Annotated in this window: 10 protein-coding genes; 3 read left to right on the forward strand and 7 right to left on the reverse strand. The window is 65.9% G+C overall.

Annotated features, from left to right (window positions below):
• Window positions 1-36: 36 nt before the first annotated feature.
• Genes galE through NNI01S_RS20965 form a run of 5 tightly spaced genes read right to left on the reverse strand, consistent with a single transcriptional unit; the run spans window position 37 to window position 4,119 of the window.
• Window positions 37-1,017: a UDP-glucose 4-epimerase GalE gene (gene galE / locus NNI01S_RS20945; RefSeq protein WP_063021834.1), complete on the reverse strand. Its 981-nt coding sequence runs from the start codon at window positions 1,015-1,017 to the stop codon at window positions 37-39.
• The gene (locus NNI01S_RS20950; RefSeq protein ID WP_063021835.1) at window positions 1,014-2,042 is read right to left on the reverse strand and encodes a nucleotidyltransferase family protein; all 1,029 of its coding nucleotides are present in this window, start codon (window positions 2,040-2,042) and stop codon (window positions 1,014-1,016) included. Before NNI01S_RS20950 ends, galE begins: the two co-directional genes overlap by 4 nt.
• Window position 2,043: 1 nt before the next feature.
• Window positions 2,044-3,372, reverse strand: a complete 1,329-nt coding sequence (locus tag NNI01S_RS20955; RefSeq protein WP_063021836.1) for a phosphomethylpyrimidine synthase ThiC — start codon at window positions 3,370-3,372, stop codon at window positions 2,044-2,046.
• 17 nt (window positions 3,373-3,389) lie between these two features.
• Window positions 3,390-3,932, reverse strand: coding sequence for a DUF4254 domain-containing protein (locus NNI01S_RS20960; protein ID WP_157114890.1), 543 nt, complete (start codon window positions 3,930-3,932; stop codon window positions 3,390-3,392).
• Between the two features lie 7 nt (window positions 3,933-3,939).
• Window positions 3,940-4,119, reverse strand: a complete 180-nt coding sequence (locus tag NNI01S_RS20965; protein WP_063021838.1) for a hypothetical protein — start codon at window positions 4,117-4,119, stop codon at window positions 3,940-3,942.
• A 310-nt stretch (window positions 4,120-4,429) separates the two neighbouring features.
• Here NNI01S_RS20965 and NNI01S_RS20970 point away from each other — a divergent pair, with 310 nt between their 5' ends.
• A complete protein-coding gene (locus tag NNI01S_RS20970; protein WP_084489090.1) occupies window positions 4,430-5,890 on the forward strand; it encodes an NsdA family TPR-like regulatory protein in 1,461 nt (486 codons plus the stop codon).
• The gene (locus NNI01S_RS20975; RefSeq protein ID WP_063021839.1) at window positions 5,887-6,783 is read left to right on the forward strand and encodes a phosphotransferase; all 897 of its coding nucleotides are present in this window, start codon (window positions 5,887-5,889) and stop codon (window positions 6,781-6,783) included. The genes NNI01S_RS20970 and NNI01S_RS20975 overlap by 4 nt, the downstream gene beginning before the upstream one ends.
• Before the next feature lie 84 nt (window positions 6,784-6,867).
• On the opposite strand, the gene mobF is transcribed toward NNI01S_RS20975, so the two are convergent.
• A complete protein-coding gene (mobF, locus tag NNI01S_RS20980; RefSeq protein ID WP_084489092.1) occupies window positions 6,868-11,850 on the reverse strand; it encodes a MobF family relaxase in 4,983 nt (1,660 codons plus the stop codon).
• 216 nt (window positions 11,851-12,066) lie between these two features.
• Window positions 12,067-12,735 (reverse strand): VanZ family protein, encoded by a 669-nt coding sequence (locus NNI01S_RS20985; protein WP_245676305.1) that lies wholly within the window; start codon window positions 12,733-12,735, stop codon window positions 12,067-12,069.
• Window positions 12,736-13,553: 818 nt separating this feature from the next.
• Between NNI01S_RS20985 and NNI01S_RS20990 the strand changes: the two genes are divergently transcribed.
• Entirely contained in the window at window positions 13,554-15,377 is a 1,824-nt protein-coding gene (locus NNI01S_RS20990) for a recombinase family protein (RefSeq protein ID WP_084489096.1), read from the forward strand.
• Window positions 15,378-15,870 lie beyond the last annotated feature (493 nt).

Genomic DNA, 15,870 nt, shown 5'->3' on the forward strand with positions numbered 1-15,870 from the left:
CCCTTAGCGAGACAGTCCCGGGAGATCTTTTCGTAATCAATGGGCGGAACGCTGACTGTGGAACTTCCACGCATCACGCACGATGTCGGTGATGTCTGGTTTCTGTGGTGTCCAGCCGAGTTCGCGGTGTGCGAGTTCGGAGGAGGCGTAGAGGGTGGCGGGGTCGCCTGGTCGTCGTGGTGCGGTCTCGATGTCGAACGGGATCTCTGTGACGTCGCGGATGGCTTGGAGGACTTGGTGGTTGGAGTAGCCGATGCCGTTGCCGAGGTTGTAGATCTTGTGTTCGCCGGGGTGGGTGTTGTCGAGGGCGAGGAGGTGGGCGTGGGCGAGGTCGGTGATGTGGATGTAGTCGCGGATGCAGGTGCCGTCGGGGGTGGGGTAGTCGTCGCCGTAGAGGGTGAATTTGTCGCGGTGGCCTAGGGCAGTGTCGAGGGCGAGGGGAATGAGGTGGGTTTCGGGGTTGTGGCGTTCGCCGATCATGGTGCCGTCGCCGCAGTCGTGGGCACCTGCGACGTTGAAGTAGCGCAGGGAGATCGCGCCGAGCGCGGAGGCGCGAGTGTAGGTGGTGATGGCTTTGTCGATGGCGAGTTTGGTGTCGCCGTAGGTGTTGACCGGGTTGGTGGGTGAGGTTTCGAGCAGGGGAAGTTGGGTGGGTTCGCCGTAGACGGCGGCTGTGGAGGAGAAGACGAGTTTGCCGACGTCGGCGGTGTGCATGGCGTCGAGCAGGGCGAGGGAGGCGCGGGTGTTGTTGTCCCAGTGCCATTCGGGGTGGTGCATGGATTCGCCTGCGGCGATGAGGCCGGCGAAGTGTAGGACGGCGTCGTAACCCGCTCGTGGGGTGAGGATTTGGGCGATGTCGTGGACGCGCAGTTGGATGAATTCGGCGTCGTGGGGGACTTGGCGGTCGTCGTTGCGGGAGAGGTCGTCGATGACGGTGACCTCATGTCCGGCGTCGAGGAGCAGGCGTGTGACGGTGGCTCCGACGAATCCTGCACCCCCGGTGACCAGGATTTTCATCTGACCTGCACTTTCATGGCGAGTAGGTGGTCGTGGATGGCCTGTTTGTGCGCGCGGAAGTGGTCTTCGGGACTTTCGCGGCGTGCGCTGCCGGTCCAGCCGGTGATGCGTTCCCAGGCGCGCTGCTTCACCGTAGTCAATGCGATCGGGTCGGGTGTAGTGTGCCATGCGTCGGCCATGGCGCGTGCGAGGGCGTGGACGGTTTGGTGGTGGCGGGCGACGATTCGGCCGCTGCTGGTGACGGCGTAGCGGGTGTAGTTGACCGCGTCGGGGCGTAATTGTCCGAACTCGGTGTCGAACCGGGTGAAGGCGTGGTGGAGGTAGCTCCAGAATCGTCCTGGATCCATCGGCGCCTGGGTGGGGTCCGCTCGCCAGCGCAGCTCGGCGCGCATCTGCTCGGCGAGGTGCGGCGCCATCTGACCGAAATCGTGGTGGGCGTATGCGCCGTCGAGCATGGCGGTGGCTCGCAGGATCTTCACGCACAGCCGGCTGACGAGCAGGTGGAAGTGCGTGGAAGCCGCTCCGGTCGACCAGTGGTCGTGGATGCCGAGCCAGAAGTAGGCCTGCGTGTAGTAGAGCAGGATTTCGTAGGCGTCGCGGGCGTCGATTGTGACGGGGTGGTGGTCGGGCAGGCCGCGGTCGGTGGCGGGCAGGCCGAGGTTTTTGAAGTCGTGCCCGAGGGAGGTTTGGATGGCGCGGTAGTCACCGAGCGGCATAATCATCAAATCCACTGTGGCGGAGAGTTTCTCGGCAAGGTCTACGAGTTGGTCGATCTGGGTTGAGGGATGGTCTCCGTAGTGGACGTAGAGGAGGTCGACGTCGCTGATCAGCAGCGGCTTGCCGTTGTGGCGGATGAAGGTGGGTTCGCCGCGGGCGAGGGAGCCGCCGACGATCAGCCAGTCGTCGGCGGGTACGCAGTGCCCGAGCGTACGGAGGTCTTCGGCGATATCGAGGGCTTCCCGGGCGACGGCGGTGGCGTGGGGGAGTCGGGAGGTGATGCGTTCGGCCAAGGTGGTGGTGTCCACTTCATGCCCCCGGTTCGCTGGAAGGCGTGGGCACGGGCAGCAGGACGGGTCCGGGCTGGTGGGCGGGGACGGGTGTTTCCTCGTGCGCTTTTCTCGCCGTGATGTGGGGGCACAGTGAGCCGCAGATGGTGCAGGGCGCGCCTTTGCGCAGGCCGTGGGTGATGAACGCGTTGCCCGCCAGGCCGGGGTAGAGGGCGTGGCCTTGCTGGATGTCCCAGTCGTTGGCGCGGCGGGCCACGCTGATAGCGCGCTGTCGTGCGATTTCGGGTTTCCAGCCGCGTACGAGGTCGAGTGCTGTGATGGCGACACGGACCATGCGGATGGAGGTGGCGGTGTCGGGTGCGGTGGGCATGGCGTAGTGCTCGTTGTGGGTGATGGAGGCGAACATGTCGCCGCCGCACTGTCCGGCCGCCGCGACACCGAGGGCGTTGACGGTGTCGTCGAGGGTGACACCGTTGTCGATGACCATCGGTCCGGCCAGCCACAGCGGCGCACCGCCCAATGCTTCTTTGTAGGCGGGGATCAGTTCGGGAATGCGGTGCAACGGCATGTGTCCGCCGCTTTCGCACAACACCTGCACTCCGGCGCTCAACGCGTCTTTGCGGAGTTCGGCCAGCAGTTGGATCTCGCGCCATTTCAAGTCGTCGCCAGCATCGGCGGTGGCGCCGGGGCGGAAGATGTCGCCGAGGTCGAGGACGACTTCGTAGCGGCGGCAGATGTCGAGGATTCCGTCGAAGTACTCGATCAGGGGGTTGTCGCAGTGGTGGATGCGCATGTAGCGGGCCAGCAACCCGCCGCCTCGTGAGGTCGTGGGCATGATTCGGGCGGATTTTTCGCTCATCTGCGCGAGGGCGGGGTTGATGCCTGCGTGGATGAGGACGAAGTCGACGCCAGCCGCCAACCCGAGCTCGAATCGGTCCAGGAATTCGTTGCGACTCAACTTCTTCCGCGGGTCAGCGAACAGGTCGTATGTCAGGCATGCGCCGAGTGGTACGCCCATGGCTTCCTTCAGATCCGCGCGCAGCGCCACCCCTTCGGGGTTGGTGGTCAGGTCCATGACAGCGTCGGGACCGGCGGCGAGGATGACCGCCATGCTTTCCACGATGGTCTGCCGGTCGCGGTCACGCGGCCCCAGTCCGACGAGAGCGGCGACTTTGCGGCGGGTGTCCTCACCTACGAGCAGCGGTTTGAAGGCCGTCATGTGTCGGCTCGCATGCGACCGCAGGAACACTAGTGTGCCGCTTTCGACCCTGCGGGCGGCGGTGACGGGGTCGAGGTCTTCGACCTGGCAGGTGGCGATGAACTGGGGATCTGTTGCGAGGGTGAACATTTGGTGTGTCCTTTCGATCAGGGATGTTTCGGAGTGGTGAGCCCGGTTGGCCGCGGTGGGGGTGGTTGGCCGTCGACGACTTCGGTGATCAGGTCAGCCCAGTCGACAGCCAGGGCACTGACGTGGATCCATGCCTCATGCACGGCGAGTTCGGCGGCGTGCTCGGCGGCCGCCAGCGTTAGTTCGGCATCGACGTACGCGGCGGCCAGGGCATCCACGGCTGGCCCTACGCGTTCGGTGCTGCGTCGTGGCTGAATGTGGTTGCCGACCCAGTTGTCGATCAGCGTGACCACATCGTCTCGGCGTCGGTCGACTCCGGCTCCGCGTTCGGGGATGACGCGTTGGGTGCGGTGCAGATGCGCCAGCGCCTGCGCCCATCGCGTGATTGGATGGTCGCCCGAGTTGTGGCCGGTCACGCCGCGGAATGCCGCGCAGAGCTGATGCCAGTCCGGAATCCGAGGCAGCCGAACATCCATCTCGGAGAGCGAAACATGTTGTTGCACAGTTACTGTCATCTGCGCTGAACGCGTATGTATGGGTGTGTGGCGTTCGGTGGGCATGCTCGGGCTACACCTCGGCTCCGAACGAGTAGGCCATCGCCGCGAGATAGGGCAGGCATCCGCCGCCGTGGGCGGCGTGAGTGTGGAGGATGAAGCGGGCGCGGTCCAGATCCAAATCGGTGGGCTCGGCCGCGCAGTCGCGATACTGCACGGCCCACAGATCCCGTGTGTTCTGCGAAATTCTCACGACAGCTCCCTGACAGTCGGTGGGTGGGCACGCCGATGCCGGGCCCAGGTGCACGCGCCCGAATCCGGCTCCGCCCACTGCTGATCACTCGCGAAGGGCGGAACAGTGTCGACCGCATGCCCCGGCATCGGGTGCTGGTCCCAGATTCGCGGCCGCGCCTTGCCATCCCAACGCCCGACAGGGCTAGCCCCACTGGGGCTTGCGCATCGTCTACAACTGGCTGGGATCAGGCGAAAGGGTCATTTGTGCACGTAAAAGCCCTCCACCGCATACTGTGAGACAAACTGCGGTCAACCGACTGAGGTGAGATATGAATACTGGGGGACGTATCTGCCGCACATGCCGCACGGCGCTGCCCGCAAGACACGCCGGAAACCTCTGCCCCGACTGTGCCTCAGCTGCCGGGTTCAAGCATGCGCTCACCGCCGACTTCTTTGACGACCCCACGATCCGCGCGGCGCTCGCGGACCACGACTTCAGCGTCGTGTTCACCTTGATTCGCGAAGCAACCGGCCTCTCACAACTTCAGCTGGCCGCGTTGCTCGACCTCACGCAGTCCAGAGTGTCAGCCGTCGAACGCGGAGAACGCCGTCTGACCAGTGCCAAGCTGGTCGCAAGAATCGCCGATACCTTCGCGATCCCTGCTTCGCTACTCGGGTTCGGCTCCGGCTCTGCGAGTAATCTGGCCCGCGAGGAGGTGACGTGGGTGGAACGCAGAGACTTCATCACCCTGGCAACCGCAGCTGCACTCGGTTCCCATCTTCACCCGCAACTCGACCGGCTGGGCAGTATCCTCCCTGACCGGCTTGAGCCAGTCACCCGACCACACATCGGATCCGCCGACATCGACGCCATCGAAGCCATCACCGAAGGATTCCGGCGATGGGACCTCGCACACGGCGGCGGACTCTGCCGGACCGCGGCACTCACCCAACTGCACCAAGTCCGCGCCCTGGAAGGCGCCGCATGCACCACGGACATTCGAACACGTCTGTGGATCGCCACCGCCGACCTGGCGAACATGGCCGGCTGGCTTGCCTACGACATCGAAGAACACGACTCGGCCCGCAAACTGTGGACATACGCCCTGCAAACCGCGCACCGCGGAGAAGACCATCCGCGCAGCACCGACCTGACGGTCAGCATTCTGCTCGACATGGCCCACCAGTCCCTGCACCTGAAACGACCCAATGAAGCACTGAAATTCGTTCAGCTCGCCTCATCGACCGCCGCCAACAGGCGCCATCCGATCAGCACCATCACCGCCGGGTACATCGCCACAGTAATGGGCTGGTGCTGGGCATCCCTGAACGACTCCGCAGCCACCCAGCGCGCCCTGGGACTGTCCGAAGACCGCTACGCAACAGCCGAACCCGACACCATTCCCTCCTGGGCATGGTTCGTCACGCCCGCGGAAATCGCCGCTCAACACGGCCATGCGATGTATTTGCTGTCGCTCTCCGATCCCAGATTTGCGCCGTCGGCGGTCGAGCGTCTGTCCACGGCGATCCCTGGACACGCCAGCGAACATGCGCGCAGCCGCGCAGTCGCCTTGCCCACCCTTGCCGGCGCTTGTTTGCAGGCGGGTGATTACGAGTCGGCCAACCGGTACGGGCGCGAGGCGATCACGGCGATCACCGAGCTGTCTTCACCCCGCTGCTACGTCCGCCTCCGCGACCTGGACACTATTGCCACCCGACACGACGGCGACCCGATCGTCGCTGAATTCCGCAGCGATCTAAAAGCGGTCCTCGCCACTGCGGCCTCATGACCACCGAGAGCCAGCTCCCCGGTCGCGCAGCCGTGCGCGCCGCATGTCAAGCGTTCGGCGTCGAGGACCGCGACGCGCAACTGCTGCATCATCGGTCGAACGCAGTGTGGTTGCTGCCGCACGCTGATCTCGTCGTGCGCCTGGCACCCGACACCGCATACCGCCGCGAGCGCGCTCACACCGCCGTCGCCGTCACACGGTGGCTGGCAGCCGAAGTCCAACCCATCGCGCTCACTCCAACGGCCGGAACCCAGCCAGTTACCGCCGACGGCGCGATCGCTACGTTCTGGCCCTACCGCCCCTCGCCAGATCGGCCAGGTCCGGCCAACCTCGGCACACTGGTGCGGCGGCTGCACTCGGTGGCGCGGCCGCCGTTCCCGGTGCCGCGATACCGGCCGCTGCGGCGGCTGTTCGAAGCCCTGGCTCTTGATGACGACCGGACGACACACGCACTCACCGACTCTGACCGCGCGTGGGTGCGCGCCCGCGCCGAAGCACTGGTCGGCCAGTTCACGCAGACCGAGTTCCCGCTCGGGGAGGGCCTGGTGCATGTCGATGTCCACAGCGAGAACGCCGTCTGCGATCACGGTCGGTGGGTGCTGATCGACTGGGACCAGTGCAGCATTGGGCCGCGCGAACTCGATCTGGTGAACGGGTTGCCCGATCACTTTCATCAACCACAACACGAGCGGGAACGCTTCGCAGCGGCCTACGGCTATGACCTTCTCGACTGGCCCGGATGGACCTTGCTGCGCGACATCACCGAGCTGCACTCCCTCGGCGCCTACATTCGGCTCGCGCCCACCAAGCCCGCAGCGGCCGAAGAACTGCGACAGCGCATCCGATCGTTGCGAATAGGGGACAAAGCCGCAATCTGGCAGGCGGTGTCGTGATCTCGTGCGTCGTTCTCGGCGACCATCGCAGTGGTCAGTCCGAGCGAGTACCAGCTCGGTGTGCTTGGCGCCGAAGGAGCAGTACTACAGTCCGTAGTCGTAGTCGTAGTCGTGGCTGTACTCGTAGTTAGTGTCTGTTTCCGGAGTGTCGAAGGGCTCATCGCGGCTCGCCCCATTCTCGGTGGAAACTGTTGGTTGCGCAGAGGCCGGTCCGTGGTGCGTATTGAGGTCGAGATGGCGGCGAGCCCGGTCTTCGAGGTTGCGTTGCCGCGGTGTCAGCTGCGTGCGGCGCTGTTGTTCGGTGAACGCGTCGTCGAGTTGGCGTTCCTCGCGAAGCCAGCGTTGTTCTGCCTGCGCCAGTTTGCGTGCGAAGGCGTTGTCGCTGTGGTCTGCGGCGGCCAGCTCGGCGGCGCGCGCGGCGTGGTTGTCAGCGCGGTGAAGCGTCGCGTCCCAGGTGTCATGCGCGAGGGGCACTGCGGCACGGGTGCGGCGGGCGGTCTCGCGGGCGGCAAGCAGGTCTTGTTCGGCATTGTTGAGGGCTTGGCGTAGGTACTCGAGGCGGGCAGCGTGCTCCGTGCGGGCGGTGCGTGCGGAGGCGGTGTTGGTGCGCCACCAGGGGAACTTGGGTGGGTTGGTCTGCGTGGTCGCCTGTTGCCGGTGAGCGAGGGTGAGGGCGTATTCGGCGGACGCGACTGCAGCCTGCGTGTGGCGGGCGGTGCGGATCGCTGCCGCGTGTTGATCGAGTTCGGCGTGAGCGCGGCGTACAGCGTCGGCGTCGCTGCCCCGCTCATATCGCTGGCTGCGTTCGATGATGAGACCCATGTCCAGGATCGGGTCGAGATCGAAAGAGCGCCGAGCACACTGGATCTCGTCTTCCAGTTCCCTATCGCTCATGCGGCGCCCCTGGTCGACCCGGAGTTCAGAGACCGCGCGGGCGAGTTCGTCGGCGTCGCGGCGCTGCGCGTCGTCGAGCGTTTCAACCAGTCGCCAGCGCAGTGCTGCGGCGGGCTGTTCATCCGGTAGCGGGCGCTGCGCGGCGGCGGTGCGGACGGCGGTCGATACGTCGAGTCCGGTGTCCGCGGCGTGGGACAGCTCCTCGGCCAGTTGTGGCCAGTACGGGTCGGCAGCGATACGGGCGTCGACATCCCGGGCGATAGGTGTCCATCGGCGGGTGTCGGCGTCGAGGTCTCCGAGACGGGAGCGCACCGCGGAGTCCAGCTCGAGCTGGGTGCGGCGTTCATCGACCGGGTACTGTACCGGCCCGGTCGGACGTCGGTCGTGGTCGCCGATCGCGTGGCTGGCTCGCCAGATCGCGAGTGCGGCAGTGAGGTTGGGGTCGTGCCCGGCGAGCTGCCGCGCCCACACCGGCGCGGTCTGGGGTGTCCAGGCGCGGGCGGTGGTCTGGATCTGGCTGGACAGATTCAGCATCTGCGCGGTGCGTTCCCGCAGGTGGGCGCCGAAGTCTGGATCGTCACGCAGCACAGGCGGGACGTCGGGCACCCACCCCAGCGGGCCGGAACCGGTGGTGTTGCGGGCGACGCGCCACACCAGTACGGCGGCTTTGTCGTCAGCGGTGTCGAGTTCGCGGGCGGTGACGGCATCGGTGAGCGTCGTGATCGGGTCGCGCCCGGCCAGGGCGATCATGGCCAGGTGCTGGCGCAGCACCGGCCACGCCGCCTCGCCGGTGAGACCGGGGACGAGTCGTTCAGCGGCCGCGGTGACGGCGGCGTGGTGCTCGTCGCCGAGCACTGCATCGGCGGCCGCGGCGAGTGCCTCGAGGTAGGCGTCGACGACTCCGGCGAGCTGGCGTTGGGGGTCGGCGGCTTGGCGGGCCTGGGTGGTCGCGGAGACTTGGCCGCCGTCGCGGCCGAGGATTTGGGTGAGCAGGTCGATCGCGGTCGGCGGGTGCAGCGCGCTCCAAGTCTCGGCGGGAGCATCCTGGCCGTCGCCTGCGGTGGCGAGGTAGAGGTGTCCGCCGGCGCGGGCGCGGGTGGCCAGAACATACAGCTGGAAGCAGTCCTCGCTGCCGGTCAGCACGCCGTGGCAGGTGTCGGTGGTGAGCCCTTGCGCGGAGTTGATCGTGCGGGCGTAGCCCAGCTCGACGCATTCACGCACGTAGTCCGTTGGCAGGGTAACCTTGCGGCCGGATCCGATGTGGGTAGCGGTGATCCGCCCGTCCGGGTGGACGGCACGGACCTTCCAGCGGTAGCCGTTGCGGACATGATCGGTCTGCGAGATCCGCAGCCGATAGTTGTTTTCCCTGGTCGTGATGATGTCCCCGACCGAGGCCGAAAGCCCGTCCGACAGCAGCGTTTCCGGTCCGTGCAAGCCTTCGCGGCGGAGGCGTTCGTCGCGGGCGAGGGCGTTGAGCTGGCGCACCAGCTCGTTGGTCGGCGCCAGCAGCGCGACGTCGCGGCCTTGGGCGTAGTCGACCCGCCAAGCCCGGTACGCGGCGTGCACCACGGCACCAAGGGTGCCGACGTGGACGCGGCCGTGGTCGGTGTAGAACGCGATCGCGACCGTATCGCCGTGGCGTAGGGCGAGGCTGGCGGCGCGCTCGCTCGGGTTGTCGAAGCGGACGACGCTGGTGAGGGTGGCGGCGCCGGCGTGGTGGACGATGTCGCGGATAACGCCCCCGGCTTGCACGGAAGACAGTTGCCGGTCATCACCGACCGCCCGCACGCTCGCTCCGCGTTCGATCAGCCAGGACATGGCCGAATCCAGTTTGAGGGTAGGAGTTTTCGCGACCTCGTCCAGTACGACCACGGTGCGGGGTCCGATCGCCCGCACCCAGTCCGGTGCGTCATCGAGGGCCCGCTCGCCGGAGCGGATGTCGTTGATCACCGTGACGAGCATGTCCACGGTCTTGGACTCCGCACCGATCTCGCTGCTCAGGACGCCAGCGGCCGGTCCTTCCGGTGCCAGCCCGAGCACGGTGCCACCTTCGGCGGTCCAAGCGCGCACCAGCGCGGCCATGGCGGTGGTCTTCCCAGTCCCGGCCGGGGCGATCGCGACATGGAACCGCCGTCCGGAAGTGGCGAACTCGCACAGCAACTGCACCTGGCCGTCGTTGAGCAGCTGGCCGTTATTGTTGGCGGCGTGCTCGACGATCGCGGCATCCACCGCGGCCGCCGCGATAGTGCGCCCGCCTTCGAGCAGGCTCGCCGCGATCAGGCGTTCCTCGGCAGCGAGGATCTGCGGGCTGGTGTAGAGCTGGGAGCCGGAGGTGGTGAACACGCTGCTTCCGTCGCGGCGGGTCAAAGCCTCGACGGTGGGCGCGGTGTCCTCTGCCTCTGGTGTGCCGCGGGGGATCGACCGGGGCTCGCTCAAGGCGGTGTCGGTGACCTGGGTGATGAGAGTGTGCCAGTCGGCTGGGTTAATGCTGCCGCGCAGCTGGCGAGTGGCTTCGGCGCGAATGTGGCGGAACTGCCAGGTCGCCCGGGAATCGGAGACCACCTCGACGACCCGTGCGGCGGTCGCGGCAACCCACGCGGCGTCGGTGGCCTCCCGGTGCGGGACCGGCTGTCCCAGGGCGGTCGCGACCATCGCATCGACCGCGCTCTCACCACCCAGCAGGTCCACGGCATCACGTCGCCAATCAGCGCGTTGCTCAGCACGCGAACGTGCCGCCACCTTGTGGCCGCGGGTTTTCAAGGTGGCTTCTTGGGCGAGGTCGTGCAGTTCAGCCGGTGTTGGTTCGCGGCCACGCTCGGCTTGAAACCGCGTGGTGCGGGTGGTCAGCTCGGCGTCCACGGCGGCCGATCGCTTCGACCATTCCTCGGCCAGGCGCTCGGCGACGCCGACGATCTCCCGCACCGGCCGCTTCCCGCGCCGGCGTCGGCTGCTGCTGTGGCGTTCGGCGAACTGCACGTTGAGCGACTGCTCGAGGTAGTGCTCCAGCCGGGTGTTGAACAGCTCGGAGGCGGCGACGTTGTGCTGGTAGATCATCCTGCCGTCGAGTGCACCCCACTGTCCGTCGTGGCGTTTGACCGCGTTCGAGATCACCACGTGGACGTGCAGATTCGGGTCACCAGCGCGACTATCGCGGTGCTGGAATGCGGTGGCGATCAGGCCGCCGACGACGTCGACCTGGCGGCGGCTGTGCCGCCCGACCCGGGTGAACACCGCGTGCTCCTCGAGGTAGGCCAGCGCATCGCGCAGGGCGGCATCCACGGCGGCCTCGATCTTTTCCGACACTTCACGTGGGGCCAGCGCCCACAACGTCGACACCGACTTGACCGGCGAGAACGTGAGGTCGAACCCGGCGACTCGCTTCGAGGGCGCTCGGCTGGTGCGGGCCACCCAGCCCGACAGCTCCCGGTCATCGCGGGGTGGGCGGCCGTATTCCTCAGCGAACATGCGCCCAGCAACGTCGGTGGCGATGCGGCTGCGCTCCTCCGCGGGGATCGGGGCGTAGTCGACGCGGCTGCGCTCGGCGTTGTAGGCGGCATAGGCGCGGGCCCGCTCGTAGCGGTAGGAGTACTCCGAGGCCACGTGTTTTGTGAAGGGAGAACCCAGCCTTACCAGGCGTACCGCGTGCGCCCGCGCGGTGCGGCGTGAGATGCCGTCTGCGGCGAGGGCTTCTACTTCGGCGGCGATCATCGCCTCGGCGTTCGGGTTCAGGGCGTGACCGAACAATGCCCGCATCTGCGCTTCGGTCACCACCTCACCGGCCTCGATGCCGACGTTCGGCAGGCCCGAACCCAGCCAGCGACCGGGGGATTCGCCGCGCTCGCTGTAGTAGGTCGAAAGATTCTGCGGACCACGATCATTCACGTCCTGCGTGGCGATCGAGCGAAGGTAATAGGTGTAGCCGTCGCCACTGCCGAGCTTTGCCAGTGACATCACACAATCCACCGTACGCGCTCCGCCTGCGAAGTGGCCGTGATGTTTCCGCGACCAGGGAGCATGAGGTGTGGCAGATTCTTGTTCATATGTGCTGGTAGTGGCCGGTTTTGAGTTTAGCGGAAGTGGTGGCGAGAAGTTGGTTAGAAAGCGGTGGGAGCACATGCTAGTTGCGAGTTGAGCATTCGAATATTCTGTGAGGATGTGAATTGAGGGTTGCATGGGCCTGGCTGGCTCTGTCCGCGAACTGTGACGTCAGTTGTTCGCCAATCCTGGCGGCATGTCGCGACCTACACCTCTTCGGAAATGTTCATGAATGCCGATGGCAGAGAGCAGGTCAAATACTCGGCCGAGCAGCCATCACGTGCTGAGACACGCGGTAGTGCCGATGGGCTGGCCGTGGGCGTCACGAGTTCGACTGCGGCGCAGGATGTCCGCTCATGCCGGTTTCCGTGCATCCAGCGGGACCGGTCTCGAGTGTGGATCTGTCGATCGGGGCAATTCGTCGCGGATGGCTGGCATCGCCCCAGCGGCCACGCACTTCTCGGTGATCTCCCTACTCGGGAAGGTCGGCCGGCCGACACCGTCTCGCTCGGAGACGATGCCCCGTGTCGGCTCTTCGGGCAATGCCGGCTCGGAACGGTCGGTAACGGCGCGCGACGCCCACAGATGTCGTGAGAGCTGGCCCGCCAGGCATGCACCGGCCGCGTTCAACAGTACGTCGTCGACGGATGAGTGACGGCCGATAGCGAGGGCGAACTGTGCAGCCTCCACCGCGATCGAAGCTGCTGCTCCCGCCAACAGGATGCGGTACGAGCGGGCGAACCACGCTCGGCGCGCCGGCAACAGGAAGCCGAGTGCGGCGAAGACAAGCAGATTCCCGCCGAACTGCTCGATTACTCGGTCGTCGGCCAGTTGCTCGGCCAGATCACGCAGCGGCACGAGATTCAGCGAACGACCTTTTCCGGTCGGCGTGAGAATCATCCACAACCACGGCGCGGTACCCGTCACCATCCCGACATCGCACAGCGCCGCCCGCCACCCGCGCCGCCCAGCCAGCCACCAGGCCACGAGGCCGGCTACCGGTATCGCGGCGATCGCGGCCACCACGACCCCACCCCACGCCTCCCACGTCCCGTTCACCCCGCCAGTATCACCCAAATGACTAGCGCCACAGACCTGGCCGAAATCTCCACCCACAGCCTGCACTTATCGCCGCTCACGCGCATCCACTGAGAGCGAACAGAGCACGGAGCTGTTCGACCGGCTGTCACGAGTTCACATCTGTTGGCGCTCTGACGGACCCTCGGCTACAGGTGGTGGCGAAATCGCCGTGTTTCGGCTTTCATGGAAGGCGGGAGAATCGGCAGGCCTGGAGGAACCATGCCTTGCGATCTCCACGGTGAGCCCCTTACTGGCCATCTCGGCGCCAGAGCTCGTCCTGGGCCTTTGTCTCCCGCGGCGGCGCGCTCATCGTTCACCTCTACTCACACCAGCACACCGGCCCTTGGTTATTGGCGGAGGGACGACTCCGCCCGGCCGCGCGCGCTTCCTGATCGGTACAGAGCGAGGTACCAGTGGTCAACGGACAGCTACCAGTTGGCCACCGTAGCCCAGGACGTGCGCTGTGCGCTCTGATCGCAGCAGCGCGCATGATAACGCTGCTCGAAGCCGCACGGAGGAGCTCACCGTCGTCGTTCCAGAGGACCCGCCTCAGCTCAACGCAATAGCCGCTAAAGTGTTGCTGGAGATCATTCTCCGACACTTCCGCGAGACTCGTGGCGAGACCGTCAATAGTCCCCGACCGAGTCCAGCATCAACACCACGGCCGACTCCCTCCATCGAAACTTTCGAGGAGGAGGCAGTTCGGCCAGGTCACCACCGAACGCCGATGTCTTTCTCAACCAGCAGGAGGAATCGCAGCAATGATCAGGTTCGCTTTCGCCGGGCGGGTCTCCACCGAGGACCAGCAAGATCCGGACGCATCTCGCAACTGGCAGCTCGGACGAGCGAACGCCCTGGTCGGTCAGCACGGGCAGATCGTCGCGGAGTTCTTCGACATCGGGCAGTCGCGGTCGATTCCGTGGAAGCGCCGCCCCGCGGCCGGGCGGCTGCTCGAGCTGCTCAAAGAACCCGAGCGAGGGTTCGACGCGGTTGTGATCGGCGAACCGCAGCGCGCGTTCTACGGCAACCAGTTCGGGCTAACGTTTCCGGTCTTCGTCCACTACGGCGTGCAACTGTGGGTGCCGGAGGTCGGCGGTCCGATCGACCCGGACTCCGAAGCACACGACCTGATCATGTCGGTGTTCGGTGGCATGTCCAAAGGCGAACGCAACCGCATCAAGATCCGCGTCCGCGCCGCCATGGCCGCGCAAACCCAAGTCGAGGGCCGCTACCTCGGCGGCCGGCCACCTTACGGGTATCGTCTCGCCGACGCCGGGCCCCATCCCAATCCGGGCAAAGCCGCCGATGGTAAACGGCTGCATACCCTTGAACCCGACCCTGTCACCGCACCGGTAGTCCAACGGATCTTCAGCGAATACCTGTCCGGCATAGGGATTTTCGCTATCGCGCAACGCCTCACCGCCGACAACATCCTGTGCCCCTCGGCCTACGACCGCAGGCGCAACAGCCATCGCTCCGGCGCCGCATGGTCCAAGAGCGCGGTGCGCGCGATCCTGGGCAATCCGCGCTATACCGGCTACGAGGTGTGGAACAAACAGCGCAAGCAGGAGTTCCTCATCGACGTCGATGACGTCGCCTTGGGCCATCACACCCGCTTGGCGTGGAACCCGAAGAACGAGTGGGTCTACTCCGACCAACCTGCCCATAGTGCCCTCATCGGTAGGGACGTCTTCGAGCAGACGCAACTTCGGCTTGCCGCCCGAGGCCCGCAATCGACGGGCAGGACCACGACCCGCCGTCAGCACCCGTACGCCTTCAAGGGACTGTTGTTCCACGAGGCCTGCGGACGCCGCATGCAGGGCAACTGGAACCACGGGCTGCCGCACTACCGCTGTCGGTATCCCTCCGAGTACGCCCTCGCCAACAAGATCGACCACCCGACCACCGTCTACCTGCGCGAAGACCAGCTCAGCGGCCCGATCGATTCATGGTTGGCCGATATCTTTCACCCCGACCGGATCGAGCATTCGCTGACCATGCTCGAGGACGCGCAGACCGACAACACTCCCGCCATCGAGAGTGCACGACGATCGCTTGCCGAACACGACCGCAAGCTGTCGCGGTACCGGGCAGCACTGGAAGCGGGCACCGACCCGGCTCTGGTGGCGGGTTGGACCCAACAGGTCCAACGCGAACGGCAGGCCACCGCGGCACAGCTCGCCACGCTGGAAGCCGAGCAACGTGGAAATCACCCGATGACCAGGGAGGAGATCCACCAGCTTGTGACCTCACTGGGCGGCCTGGTTCATATACTGAAGGCGGCTGACCCCACCGACAAACTCGAGGTCTACCGGCAACTCGGCCTGAAGCTCACCTACGACCACGAAAAACGGGTGGTCGTGGCAGAAACTGCTCCACAACCACCCGTGTGCGTAGTGTCTGTGTCCGGAGGGGGAGTCGTACACCGGAATTGCAGCAGCTGTGCACGGCTAGTGTGCACATGCCATCACCATACACGTTTTCGCACCTGGGTCGGCCATCGGACACTTTCGTCGGACAGAGGACCGCCGGAAACTGCATACTCGCCAAAGTGCGTTGTGCTGCAAGCGAATCCCGCCAACTGACTGGGTGTCGACGGAGAGATATGAATGCATTGGAGACCGCTGCTGGCATGGCGCAGACCGGATCTATTTGGTCGTGCAGTGACATTGACGTAGTAGACCCGAAAGTCGGGTCGAGTCGAATCGTTCTGCCTTGGCACGAGTTCAGCATTGCCTCGTCTCGTTGCGCCCGTCAATGGATAAAGGACACCCAGTTTGGGTGAATTTTTTCCGAGCTGGAGAAGGGCGCGTTGCGGGAGATCGCTCGGGGAATCTTCTAGGCCCGGCGGCCAAGCGTCGGGCGATGGGCATGCTCTTGCAGGTCAAGGGAATGTCGGAACGGTTCGCCCGTAAAGTCGTCGGGGTGCATCGGTCCCCGTTGCGGCGGCTCCCGCTCGACCAGCCCCAGGACGATCCCGGCGCCGGTGCCAGGGCCTGGCTGCGCGAGTATGCGCCCAAGAACCCGTGTCATGGGTTCCTTCGGGCGTAGGCGGCCCTGCGGTTCGACGAGGGTCAC

This window comes from Nocardia niwae NBRC 108934 = DSM 45340, assembly GCF_001613465.1.
GTDB classification, from domain to species: domain Bacteria; phylum Actinomycetota; class Actinomycetes; order Mycobacteriales; family Mycobacteriaceae; genus Nocardia; species Nocardia niwae.